9 protein-coding genes, 2 tRNA genes and 1 riboswitch are annotated in these 13,375 nt (G+C 36.9%); of the genes, 5 read left to right on the top strand and 6 right to left on the bottom strand.

Annotated features, from left to right (window positions below; translation table 11 throughout):
* Nucleotides 1–112 precede the first annotated feature (112 nt).
* Nucleotides 113–361 (top strand): hypothetical protein, encoded by a 249-nt coding sequence (locus tag IEW45_RS11480; RefSeq protein ID WP_188621399.1) that lies wholly within the window; start codon nucleotides 113–115, stop codon nucleotides 359–361.
* Nucleotides 362–466: 105 nt separating this feature from the next.
* Nucleotides 467–2,263 (top strand): tetratricopeptide repeat protein, encoded by a 1,797-nt coding sequence (locus IEW45_RS11475; RefSeq protein WP_188621398.1) that lies wholly within the window; start codon nucleotides 467–469, stop codon nucleotides 2,261–2,263.
* Between the two features lie 57 nt (nucleotides 2,264–2,320).
* Here the strand turns inward: IEW45_RS11475 and IEW45_RS11470 are convergent.
* The 4 genes from IEW45_RS11470 to mutS form a co-directional block, all read right to left on the bottom strand.
* Nucleotides 2,321–2,406: transfer RNA gene (locus IEW45_RS11470), tRNA-Leu, on the bottom strand.
* Nucleotides 2,407–2,422: 16 nt separating this feature from the next.
* Nucleotides 2,423–2,495, bottom strand: a tRNA-Gly gene (locus IEW45_RS11465).
* 168 nt (nucleotides 2,496–2,663) lie between these two features.
* Nucleotides 2,664–3,050 carry an acyl-CoA thioesterase gene (locus IEW45_RS11460; protein ID WP_188621397.1) on the bottom strand — a complete coding sequence of 129 codons (387 nt, stop codon included), beginning with the start codon at nucleotides 3,048–3,050 and terminating at the stop codon, nucleotides 2,664–2,666.
* 146 nt (nucleotides 3,051–3,196) lie between these two features.
* Nucleotides 3,197–3,387, bottom strand: a riboswitch (cobalamin riboswitch).
* Nucleotides 3,388–3,466: 79 nt separating this feature from the next.
* The gene (gene mutS / locus IEW45_RS11455) at nucleotides 3,467–6,076 is read right to left on the bottom strand and encodes a DNA mismatch repair protein MutS (protein ID WP_188621396.1); all 2,610 of its coding nucleotides are present in this window, start codon (nucleotides 6,074–6,076) and stop codon (nucleotides 3,467–3,469) included.
* A gap of 135 nt (nucleotides 6,077–6,211) precedes the next feature.
* Here mutS and IEW45_RS11450 point away from each other — a divergent pair, with 135 nt between their 5' ends.
* Nucleotides 6,212–6,754 (top strand): RNA methyltransferase, encoded by a 543-nt coding sequence (locus IEW45_RS11450; RefSeq protein ID WP_188621395.1) that lies wholly within the window; start codon nucleotides 6,212–6,214, stop codon nucleotides 6,752–6,754.
* Between the two features lie 23 nt (nucleotides 6,755–6,777).
* On the top strand, nucleotides 6,778–9,648 hold the full coding sequence (locus IEW45_RS11445; RefSeq protein WP_188621394.1) for an Ig-like domain-containing protein: 2,871 nt from the start codon (nucleotides 6,778–6,780) through the stop codon (nucleotides 9,646–9,648).
* Here IEW45_RS11445 and IEW45_RS11440 read toward each other — a convergent pair.
* Complete coding sequence (locus IEW45_RS11440; RefSeq protein ID WP_188621393.1) at nucleotides 9,638–10,276, bottom strand: HAD hydrolase-like protein; 639 nt, start codon at nucleotides 10,274–10,276, stop codon at nucleotides 9,638–9,640. The two genes, IEW45_RS11445 and IEW45_RS11440, sit on opposite strands and share 11 nt — an antisense overlap.
* A gap of 5 nt (nucleotides 10,277–10,281) precedes the next feature.
* A complete protein-coding gene (folK, locus tag IEW45_RS11435; protein ID WP_188621392.1) occupies nucleotides 10,282–11,418 on the bottom strand; it encodes a 2-amino-4-hydroxy-6-hydroxymethyldihydropteridine diphosphokinase in 1,137 nt (378 codons plus the stop codon).
* A gap of 149 nt (nucleotides 11,419–11,567) precedes the next feature.
* Between folK and sppA the strand changes: the two genes are divergently transcribed.
* On the top strand, nucleotides 11,568–13,343 hold the full coding sequence (gene sppA, locus IEW45_RS11430; RefSeq protein ID WP_188621391.1) for a signal peptide peptidase SppA: 1,776 nt from the start codon (nucleotides 11,568–11,570) through the stop codon (nucleotides 13,341–13,343).
* Nucleotides 13,344–13,375: the final 32 nt, after the last annotated feature.

The following is a 13,375-nucleotide window of genomic DNA, read 5'->3' as shown; positions in this document are numbered from 1 at the left end:
CTGTATATCAATACTGAAATATTTTTTAAAAATTTAGCACTAAATATTTTAAGATATCAAAAAATTTATATCTTTGTCGGGAATTAATAATTAACCTTTATAATTTAGTAAGATGAAAAAAGTTGTTTTAAGCATGGCACTTGTTGCTATGATGAGCGTATCTTTCGTATCATGCAAAGAGAAAGCTAACGAAGCTGAAACTGAAGTAGAAGCTACTGCTGACGAAGCTGCTAACGAAATGGAAGAAACTGCTAATGAAGTAGAAGCTGAAGTAGAAGAAACTGCTGACGAAGCTGAAGCTAAGATGGATTCTGTATCTGACGAAGCTCATGAAGAAATTCATGAAGATCACGCTCACTAATAACAAATTAGTAAAAAGCATAAAACCCCGCAATAGCGGGGTTTTTTATTTGTATTTATTTTATAACTATATTAGTCCTACCAACTTAAAATTACTATTACTATAATGACTACCGAAGAACTAATAGAAAAAGCCGAACAGCTTTTTAAAGAGGAAGAGTATCAAGAAATAATAGAGCTACTACCCGACGAATTATTAGCACAACATAATAATGCTTACCTCTATATGTTGCGAGGAGTAATATTTGAAAAGCTAAATGATTTAGATAAGGCTATAAAAGACTACAATAAAGCTATCGAAATAAATCCTACAGATGCAAATTTATATTTTAACAGAGGAAATAGTTGGCATGAAAAAGGAGAATACACTAGAGCAATAGAGGATTACAATAAAGTTATTGAAATAAATCCTAAGGATGCAGATGCCTACCAAAATAGAGGATTCTCTATGCATAAAAAAGGAGAACTTGATGAAGCTATAAAGGATTATAATAAAGCTATTGAAATAAACCCTACAGATGCAAATGCCTATAATAACAGGGGAAACGCCTTGAATGAAAAAGAAGAATACAATAGAGCAATAGAGGATTACAACAAAGCTGTAGAAATAAACCCTAAGTATTCAGATCCCTATAATAATAGAGGGCTTGCTTGGCATAATAAAGGAGAGCTCGATAAGGCTATAAAAGACTATGATAAAGCTATTGAAATAAATCCCAAGAATATAATCTTTTATCTAAACCGTGGAAACTCTTGGTATAAAAAAGAAAAATTTGATAAGGCTATTGAAGATTATAATAAAGCTATTAAAATAAATCCAAAACATGCAAAAGCCTATTATAACAGAGGAAATATTTGGCAAATAAAAGGAAATTTTAAAGATGCAATAAATGATTTTGAAAAATATTTAAAACTCGTATCTGATAAAAATGACTATTGGGCTAAACAAGCTAAAGAAAATATTAAAGAGCTAGAGTTTGCAATTAAAATACCATCTTATAGCGCCGTTAGTAACATTGTTGAACAAATAAAAAGTATATTAGTTTTTGAAGAAGATTGTGTAACCCATTATACATCCCTTTCTACTGCTAAAATATTAATCCTAGAAGAAAAAAGTACATTCAGGCTTTCAGAAGGTGCTTTTTTAAATGATACTTCCGAAGGGAGAGCCTTATTTAATTTTTTAAACAACTTTCATATTACGGAGCAAACCAATGACAGAACAATAGCAGAACCTTTTACCGAAAAACCATTTATAGGTAGTTTTGTACCGAAAGCCAAGCATGATGACCTTACACTTTGGCGAATGTATGGTAAAGAAAATGACATAGAAGCAAAAGGTTGTGCACTTACTATTAATAGGGAAAAATTTGTTAACGCAATAAAAGAATCTATAAATAAAGAAACTAAAACTACTCCTGAAAACTCATTAATAACAAATAGCGATTTTACTTTCTACAGAGTCGCTTATTTAGATAAAAAAGAGGGAAATACATGCTTTACAATACCCGGACCAACTGATGATGATAAAGAAATGAAATTAAACGACTTAATGTCAGAGTTAGCGAAACACATAGAGGAAAATGAAATTAACGAAGAAGATAAAGTTATTATTACTGAAAAGCTAAACGAGATAGCTTACCTATTTAAAAGCACCGATTATTTATATGAACACGAGGTACGCCTTATAATAGACGGTGTAGGTTTTAAAAAAGGAATAGATAACGAAACACCAAAAGTATATATTGAACTGGTTGATATACGCCCCGCACTACACCAAATAACACTTGGTCCTAAAATAGAAAAAGCAGAAGAGTGGGCTTCAACTTTTAACTACTACCTAAAACAAAACTACGAAGACCAAAATACCGAAATAGTTATTTCACACCTTCCGTTTAAATAATAAAAGCATATAAAAGCAAAAAACCTGTAACATATACTATATGTTACAGGTTTTTTGTACTCGAGGCGGGACTTGAACCCGCACGGACATTACTGCCCACTGGATTTTAAGTCCAGCGTGTCTACCAATTCCACCACTCGAGCATTAGGTAGTACCTAGAGCGAAAAACGGGGTTCGAACCCGCGACCTCAACCTTGGCAAGGTTGCGCTCTACCAGCTGAGCTATTTTCGCATTTTGCAACCACAAACTTTGTTTGTTATTGCGAGTGCAAATGTAGCACATATTTTTATTTTTGCAAGTGTTTTTATCAAAAAAATTAAGTCTAACTCATAACTTTCTGGTAACGTTAAACTTAAAAATTAAAGAAATTCACTTTACATATTTATACAACACGCTGCACTATTTATTAATCGGCACAGGTTCTTTATTTTCATTAAGTGCTACAAAAGTAAAGTTACCGCTTATTGCCTTTTCCCTACTTTCCGAATACATATCCTCTACATAAATCTCAACATGTACCTGCAAGCTGGTATTCCCTATTTTAACTACTTTACCTATAAATTCGGCAAAAGTACCCGCAGGTATGGGTTGTTTAAAATCAATACGGTCACTGCTTACCGTTACCACACGCTGACGGCTGAACCGGGTTGCGGTAATAAAAGCCACTTCATCCATTAACTGCATGGCTGTACCTCCAAAAAGAGTATCGTAATGATTAGTAGTATTCGGGAATATTGCTTTAAAAATATGGGTTTCCGACTGCTTAATTTTTTCTTCCAGTGTCATATACTTATTATTTAAATTGTTATCTGTTTGTAAAGTTCTTACCGAATTTCACAATGCTTTAAAAAGTATATACAGACAGAAAAGAACGCAAAAAGGCATAACACGCCCATGTTGTTTTTCAACCAATAACTTCAAACCGCGAAAGCATTGTCAATGTAATATAGGTAGGTATCCTGACTTGTAACATTTTTACCGCCCTTCCCATTTTTATAAAAAACAGTGGGCAACACGGGTAAAAACTTTTAGGGTTACTTACAGTTGCGCGACAGTTCGTGATTTACACACGATTCCCTCTTAATTTTGGCTCTCGCCAAAAACCTGTACTATTTGAAAAGAAATAAAGTAAAGAACTAAGCTGTAAAAGTACGCAAACAACAGGCTTTACTGTAACTAAAAATGAAAATTATTACAGTGCTTTATTTTGCTGCCAGCATACGCTTTATTTCATTCAGCTTCATTAAAGCTTCTACAGGGGTAAGAGTATCAATATCCAGGTTAACTATTTCCTCTTTTATTTCTTCCAATAATGGGTCATCCAGATTAAAGAAGCTCAATTGCATTTCATCTTTCTCAGTAGCTTTTACATTTGCCAGCGCTTCACTTGAATGGTCTTTTTCCAGTTTTTTAAGTAGTTTTTGCGCTTTTTGCACTACCATTTGTGGCATACCTGCCATTTTAGCTACATGAATACCAAAACTATGTGCCGACCCACCTTTTACCAACTTACGGATAAACAGCACGGTATCTTTAAGCTCTTTTACCGATACATTATAGTTTTGAATACGCTCAAAAATATCCTGCATTTCGTTTAGTTCATGGTAGTGTGTAGCAAACAACGTTTTAGGTTTTGCAGGATGCTCATGTATAAATTCGGCAATAGCCCAGGCTATAGATATACCATCATAAGTACTGGTACCACGCCCAATTTCATCAAGTAATATTAAACTACGGTCAGACAGGTTGTTTAGTATACTCGCCGTTTCGTTCATCTCTACCATAAAAGTAGATTCTCCCATCGAAATATTATCCGAAGCTCCTACTCGGGTAAAAATTTTATCTACTATACCCATGCGAACGTTTTCGGCAGGCACAAAACTTCCCATTTGCGCTAACAGTACAATAAGAGCCGTTTGCCTTAGTATAGCCGATTTACCCGACATATTAGGACCTGTAATCATTACTATTTGCTGGGTAGTCCTGTCTAAATACACATTGTTGGTAACATAAGGCACATCAACAGGTAATTGCTTTTCAATTACAGGGTGACGCCCTTCTTTAATATCTAGTTCAAAGGTATCATCAATTTCAGGGCGAACGTAATTGTTTTCAGTCGCCAATTGGGCAAACGATGCCAAACAATCTATCTGAGCGATTAACCCCGCATTAAGCTGTACCGGTTTTATATACGTTGAAATCCAAGCTACAAGCTGTTCAAAAATCTGGCTTTCCAGTTGCTGAATTTTCTCCTCTGCTCCTAATATTTTTGCTTCATACTCTTTAAGCTCTTCGGTAATATAACGCTCTGCACTCACTAAGGTTTGCTTACGCACCCATTCGGCAGGTACTTTATCTTTATGGGTATTACGCACTTCAATATAATACCCAAACACATTATTAAAGGCTATTTTAAGTGATGTAATTCCGGTGCGGTCAGCTTCGCGTTTTTCAATACCGTCAAGGAACTCTTTACCTGAATAGGCTATATCGCGAAGTTCATCCAGTTCTTTATGTATGCCTTTAGCAATAGCATTCCCTTTATTGATGGAAACAGGTGCTTCGGGATTAAGAGTATCTTTTATCTTTTCACGTAAAAGGTCGCAATTGTGCAAACTATCACCTATAGCTTTCAGTGCTTCATTATCACTCTCCAGAGCCAGTTTTTTTACCGGCACTATAGCATCAAGGGAATCTTTTAAATGATTCACCTCACGAGGGGATACTTTTCCTGTTGCTATCTTAGATATTAACCTTTCAAGATCAGACATTTGTTTTATCTGATCCTGTATTTGCCGTTTTGTATCAGTATGCTCTTTAAAATATGCCACTACCTCATGGCGTGATTTTACCTTGTTAGCATCTTTAAGTGGTAATGCCAACCAACGCTTTAAAAGCCTTCCTCCCATTGGCGAAAGGGTTTTATCAATTACATCCAGTAACGTTACCGCATTAGGGTTTGTACTGTGGTATAATTCCAGGTTTCGGCTGGTAAACCTATCCATCCATACATAAGCGTCTTCGGCTATACGCTGTATGGCAGTTATATGCTGTACTTTATTGTGCTGTGTTTCCGAAAGATAATATAACACTGCCCCTGATGCTATTATACCTTCATGCAGTTCCTCTACCCCGAAACCTTTTAAAGAATTGGTTTCAAAATGGGTTGTAAGGCTTTCATAGGCATAATCTTCTTTATACACCCAATCTTCCAGATAATAGGTATGGTAATCTTCCCCGAAAACTTCTCTGAATTTATTTTTCTCATTTTTCGGTATCAGCACCTCACTCGGACTAAAGTTTTGCAATAACTTATCAATATATTCTTCATTTCCCTGCGAAGTAAGGAACTCTCCCGTAGAAACATCTAAAAAAGAAATACCCAAACATTTCCTGCCAAAATATACTGATGCCAAAAAGTTATTCGACTTGGATTGTAACACCTCATCATTAAGCGAAACACCGGGAGTAACCAACTCGGTAACACCACGCTTTACAATGGTTTTGGTCATTTTAGGATCCTCAAGCTGGTCGCATATTGCAACACGCAAGCCTGCTTTTACCAGTTTAGGCAAATAAGTATTCAGCGAGTGGTGCGGGAAACCTGCCAAAGCAGTTTCTTTTTCACTACCTGAGCCTCTTTTGGTTAATACTATACCCAAAATATCGGCAGCCCTAATGGCATCCTCTCCAAAAGTTTCATAAAAATCCCCTACCCTAAACAGTAAACAGGCATCAGGGTATTTAGCCTTTATACTGTTATATTGCTTCATTAAAGGAGTTTCTTTTGCTTTCTTTTCTTTAGCCGCCAAGAGAAAATATTTTTTAGTTACTAACTGGCGAAGTTACACAAAATACCAAAAAATATATAGTAATGTTAGCAACTGGTGCATAACTATAAAAGCTGATACAGAATATGTATTTTTGCTTTTTACTAAAAACGGATTATGAGAAAACTTGAAAACAGCGAACTGGGAAGAAAAAGCGTGAAAGATTTTAAAAGTGCAAAAAAAACACCTCTTATTATTATTCTTGATGATATTAGAAGCCTGCACAACATAGGCTCTGTTTTTAGAACTGCCGATGCTTTTTTAGTAGAAAAAATTTACCTGTGCGGTATTACAGCCACCCCACCCCATAAAGAAATACACAAAACGGCTTTAGGTGCTACCGATACTGTTGCGTGGGAGTACAATAAAGATGTACTTGAAGTTATCACTAACTTGCAAAATGAAGAGACAGAGGTATGGGCTGTAGAACAAGTTGACAACGCTGTTTACCTTAACGACTTTATGCCGGAGCAGGACAAAAAATACGCTATCGTTTTCGGTAATGAAGTAAAGGGAGTATCGCAAAAAGCAATAGAATTATGCAACGGTTCTATAGAAATACCACAATTGGGAACTAAACATTCCCTCAACATTTCGGTAAGTACCGGTATAGTAGTGTGGGATATCTTTCAAAAAAACTATACAAACAATGATGTATAGTTTTAATCCACTATATTTATCAAATGAATAACATTATCCGCCCACATTTTAATTCATTCAATTTTAAGCAGCTATTTTTTTTAATACTGTATTTTTTACTGCTACCGTGTTGTGTTTTTTCGCAAACAAATATAGCACCGGAACTTAATGCTACAGGTGACCAAATATACTGTACAGGAAGCGACACCCCTATAGCAACATCTTTTACTATTAACGACCCCGATGATGTAGGTACCCAAGCAGTATACATACAAATATCATCAGGATATGTATCCGGAGAGGATATTTTATCATTAAGCGGAGTTCACCCCAATACAACCAACATTTTTAATGCCTCAACAGGAAAACTTAAAATTATAATAAGCACAGGGGAAGACATCCCTTATACCGACCTTGTAGATTTAGTGGAAGATGTTGTATATACTAACACTGCTACTATTCCTACAACAGGTACACGTACTTTTTCTATAACTATTGGAGAAGCAAACTATTTAGAGTCTACAGGACATTACTACCTTTATATACCTTCTGTAGGTATTAACTGGTTAGCTGCTAAAAATGCTGCCGAAGCCAGTGACTATTATGGTTTACAGGGCTATTTAGCTACAATATTATCAGAAGACGAAGCACAACTAATAGGTGAGCAGGCACAAGGCACCGGATGGATAGGCGGAACAGACGAAGAAACCGAAGGGGTGTGGAAATGGGCCACAGGCCCTGAAACCGGAACTGTTTTTTGGAATGGAGGAGTAAATGGCTCTACTCCTAATTTTGCTTTCTGGAATACAGGCGAACCCAACAATCAAGACAATGAAGACTACGCACACATTACCGCTCCCGGGGTAGGCATTCAAGGTTCTTGGAACGATTTACAACTAAACGGAGGGGTTAATGAGTATGCCCCGCAAGGGTACATTGTAGAATATGGTGGTATGCCCGGCGACCCCACACTTAATATATCGGCTACTACCACTATAGAGGTCGTAGAAATAACAGGAACTACCTCATCAATACTATGTGGTAGTGGTAGTGTTACATTAGGAGCAACATCCAGCAACGGCATAGTGTATTGGTATACCGATGCTACAGGCGGAACACCTATAGCTACGGGCAGCACCTATACAACCCCTACCCTAACCAGTACTACCACTTATTATATTTCTGCTCATGATGAAAACTGTAGTACAGCAACACGTTCATCTGTTGATGCTATTGTTAACCCATTACCAGTAGTTGCATCTGTCAACACTCCTGACCCTATTTGCGGTCAAGGTGTCACTACACTGGAAGCCACTGCTTCCGAAGGTACTATAAACTGGTATGACGCACCTACAGACGGCAACTTAATTGATACAGGAGAAACTATTACAAGCCCTTTTATAGGTAGCACAACAACTTTTTATGCAGAGGCTGTAAATAACGGCTGTCCCTCTGCAACACGAACAGCGGTTACCGTAACAGTAAACACTCCACCTACGGTAACAACTATAACTACCCCTCCTGCATTATGCGGTTCGGGTACTGCAACACTTAGTGCAACGCCTTCGGCAGGGGAAATAAATTGGTATGATGCAGCTACAGACGGCAACCTCATTGGTACAGGAGAAAACATTACAAGCCCTGAAGTAACCACCACCACAACTTTTTACGCTGAAGCTATACATTTAGACTGTACCTCAACAGACAGAACGCCTGTTACAGTTACCGTACAACCTGCTCCAAATATTACCACTGATGTAACAGAAGTATTTTTATGCGAAGAAGGCGTAGCGGTATTGGAAGTTGCTACTGATAATACTAACGATAGTATTAGTTGGTATACTGAAGCAGAAGGAGGAGCACCTATAGCTACAGGAAACACTTACACAACCCCTAACCTAACTACCAGTACCACTTATTATGCCGAAGCTGAAAACAGTAACGGATGTACAACAAATGAAAGGCTGGCAGTAACGGTTACAGTACAAAGCATACCTACACTAACTGTAGATGAAAACATTAATGTTTGCTTTGGCAGTAGTGTTACCCTAGAGGCTATCCCTTCGGCGGGAACTGTAAACTGGTATACGGAGCTTACAGGAGGTACACCAACAGCAACAGGCAATGAATTTTTTATTGATAGCATAACGGAAGACACTACCTACTATGCAGAAGTTGAGCATAACGGCTGTATTGCTGCAACAAGGGAGGCTGTAACCATAACCGTTATTCCGCTACCTGTAGCAAATGCTGATGAGTCTATTGTGTTTTGTGAAAACACTTCTCAAGTATTGGATGCTGAAATTAATGATAACAATGTAAACTATTTATGGAGTACGGGAGCAACCACACCTGCAATTAGTGTGAGTGAAGCAGGTACTTATTCCGTTACTATTACAAATGAATATGGCTGTGAAGCTACACAGGTATTTGAAACCGAAATGCTTAATGCTCCTGAAATTACAAACGTAAATGTTAGTAATACAGACGAAGCTACTATAATAATGGAAGATAACTCTCAGGAGTATGAATATTCTGTTGATGGCGGCGCGTATCAATCATCACCTGTTTTCAGAGGATTGCGAGATGGTATGCACATTGCACAGGCAAGGTCGTTAAACGGCTGTGGTACTGATGCACGAAATTTCAGAGTATTACTGGTACAAAAGTTCTTTACCCCAAATAATGATATGATAAACGATGTGTTTACCATAGCAGGATTCGACCATTACCCCGGTGCTTCGGTTACTATTTTTGACCGTTTCGGGAAGTTAATAACGCAATTAAACAAAAGAAATCGTAATTGGGATGGTACTTTTAACGGTAATGAGTTACCTGCAACAGACTATTGGTATGTAATTAAACTGGACAGAACCTCTCCCGAAATAAAAGGGCACGTTAGTCTTATTCGTTAAAAAACCCTTTAAGTAGCTTTGTTAGCTCTTCAGGAGTATTAATAAGATAATCAGGTTGTGTTTTTTGTATCGCTTCAACAGCATCATACCCCCAGCTTACTCCAACTACAGGCACACCACACTTTTGGCAGGCAAGTATGTCTCTTGCTTCGTCACCTATATAAAGTATTTCTTCAGGTTTAGCGTTATGCTGTTTCATGAACTTTTTAAGCAATCTGTCTTTACCAAACAATCTGCCGGAAGTGTATATAGCAGGAACATTTACATTTTGATACTCAAAAAATGCCTGAATATTTTTTTGTGCATTGCTGGAAAGTATTGCGTAAGGAACATTTTTATCATTAAGGCTATGCAGTAATGCTTTCATCCCTTCATTAAAAGACAATTTTGTAACTTCATTATAAAACCTCTTAGAAAACCAAGTTACAATAAAAGGAACTTTATACCTTGGTACTCCTAAGGCTTTACATTTTTCTTTAATTGAAAGTGTTCTCAGGTACGTAATATTATCGTTCGTAATAAGTTTGTATCCTTTTTTTGCTGCTAAACTATTGTATAGAGAGACAATAATCATTCTGGAATCAACCAGAGTACCGTCAAAATCAAAAAGGAAGTATTTTATTTTCATATTTACTATGATTGCTGTAAGCGTTCCTTAATTTTATTTAGAACCCAAATATAATCACCCTGATTTCTCACAAAATCTTTATCTGTAACATCTATAATCAACACATTCAAATCAGGCTGCATTTTCAGGTAATCCAAATACCCTCTGTTTATTTTTTCTAAATATTCTGATTTTATATCCTGTTCATACGCTCGTCCGCGTTCCTTTATCTGCTCCAATAACCTATCTGTATTTTGGTATAAATACACATACAAGTCAGGCTTAGGCATTTCTTTATATATAATATCAAACAGCTTGCGGTACAACCTATACTCATCTTCACTAAGTGTAACTTTAGAGAAAATAAGCGATTTAAAAATATGATAATCTGCTACTACAAAATCTCTGAATAAATCAAATTGTGCCAAATCATCAGACAGTTGATGGTAACGGTCTGCTAGGAAGGACATTTCTAATGAAAAAGCATAACGGTTTTGGTCTTTATAAAACTTTGGTAAAAACGGATTGTCTGCAAAACGCTCCAATACCAGTTTAGCATTAAAATCCTCTGCTATTTTTCCTGAAAGTGTTGTCTTTCCTACACCAATATTACCTTCTATGGCAATATAGTTTATTCCGCCAAAAGTATGTTGCAGCGGCACGTTAAGGCTTCCTGCTTTTTTACACAAACTATCATCGGGAGTTATTGCAATTAGTTCATTTATACTTTTGTGCAAAACAGGGTGTACCCATTGTGGGGCAACATCGCGAAGGGGCAGTAATACAAAATTACGCTCCTGCATTCGCGGGTGTGGTACTATAAGGCTTTCACTATTTATTACCTCATCGTTATACGCTATAATATCAACATCTATAACGCGTGACTGATAGCCTTCTACATCGGCACGAATACGTCCCGCCTGTAGTTCTGCGCTTAATAGTGCTTCCAGTAAAACTTCAGGCGATTTATGGGTATGTACTATAATAGCACAGTTGTAAAAATCATCTCCTGTAAAACCCCATGCAGGCGTTTCGTATACGGCAGATGTTTTTACTACAGTAGCTATATTATTATGAATATAGTCTATACAGGAAGTAAGATTTAGTGACCTGTTCCCCTGATTGCTCCCTAACGATAAAATAGCCTGATTTTGAAATTCCATAAGGGGTGCAAAATAAACAAAACAATTGTAAAGCGGAATAATGAAATAGCTATAAATACTTTTTTAACCTTACTATTTATAAATCTGTTTTATACTGTAACAATATCTGTACTTTTGCTACTTATATTAAAAATCAACTTTTAATACTTATGCAATTTTTAAAAAACATACTGGCTACAATAATAGGTTTATTCCTGTTTTGCCTTTTATCATTTTTTGTACTTATAATAATAGGTATTGCTGCCGCAGGAGGTAGCGACAAAGATGTTGTTAAAGTAAAAAACAACTCTGTTATAGAGCTTGACATTAGCGAAGTGACAAATGACTACTCAGGAATTTTCTATAATGATGAATTCCAATTCCTGAATTCAGAACCGCAAGACGGACTTATTGATGTGCTTAAAGCCATTGAACATGCCAAAACTGATGATAAAATTAAAGGGATAACCATTACCAACAGTATTTCCGGTTTAGGTATGGCACAAAGTAAAGCGCTGAGAGATAAACTTAACGAGTTTAAAGAGTCTGGGAAGTTTGTAGTGGCTTATTCTGATATGCTGAGACAAAAAGACTACTACCTTAACTCTGTAGCGGATACTATTTATATGAATCCTGTAGCGGATTTAGAGTTTAAAGGACTTTCATCTGAAGTAATGTTCTATAAAGACTTACAGGAAAAAACAGGTATAAAAATGGAGGTAATACGCCACGGTAAGTTTAAAGCTGCCGTAGAACCTTTCCTTAGTAATGAAATGAGTCCTGAAAACAGGGAGCAAATAAGCACACTGCTTAATGCTATGTGGAGTACTATAGCTACCGATATTTCTGAAAGCAGAAAAATACCATTAGACAGCCTTAACAGTATAGCTAACAACCTTTCGGCACGTACTGCACAAATGGCTAAAGAAAAAGGACTTATTGACAGAGTAGCGTATATAGATGAATACCAAAGCGGAATACGTAAAGCACTGGGCATTAAAAAAGACGAAGAAATAAACACGGTTTCTATATTAGATTACGCTGAGTCCGGTAACATGGCGGATCTTCTTATAGACAGTGATGATGAAATAGCCATAATATACGCACAGGGAGAAATAACCGGTGGCGAAGGCGGGCTAAATTACATCGGCGAAAAATCAATGAGAAGATCGCTAAGAGAAGCTGCTGATGATAAAAATGTAAAAGCTATTGTACTTCGTGTTGACTCTCCGGGTGGTAGTGCTTTAACTTCCGAATTAATTTGGCGAGAAATAGAAATGGCTAAGAAAAAGAAGCCTGTAGTAGTATCTATGGGTAACCTGGCTGCATCGGGCGGTTATTATATTTCTTGTAACGCAAACAGAATATTTACTGAGCCTACCACTATTACAGGTTCAATAGGGGTATTTGGTGTACTGCCAAACTTTACCGAACTGGCTAATAATATAGGGGTACATACAGAACAGGTTAGCACACACGCTAATGCTTCAGGCTACAGTGTGTTTACACCGCTGGAAGATGATACACGTGCTATTATTCAAGAAAGTGTAGAGAGTGTTTATGATACCTTTATTACCAGAGTAGCCGAAGGACGTAACATGACTAAAGAGCAAGTTGATGCTATCGGTCAAGGTCGTGTATGGTCGGGTAAAGATGCTGTTGAAAACGGACTTGCTGACGAACTGGGCGGGCTTGATGAAGCTATTGCACATGCTGCAAAATTGGGAGAAACAAGCAAATACAGTATAGTTAACTACCCTGAATATGAAAGAAACTTTGAAGACCTTTTAAACAGCCTTACAAGCATGCCTTTTGCCAAAACAAAAGAAAGCTTTATTAAAGAAGAGGTAGGCGAAGAAAACTATCAGGTTATACAACGTATACGTCGTGCAAGCCAACTAAGGGGAGCACAAGTAATTATGCCATATGAAATAACTGTTAAATAACATACATTAACAGCGTTTTTACCTTAATTTGT

The organism is Flavobacterium suaedae (assembly GCF_014642915.1).
GTDB lineage: Bacteria > Bacteroidota > Bacteroidia > Flavobacteriales > Flavobacteriaceae > Flavobacterium > Flavobacterium suaedae.
Note: the sequence above shows the minus strand (reverse complement) of the source record. Positions and strands in the feature narration are given on the sequence as shown.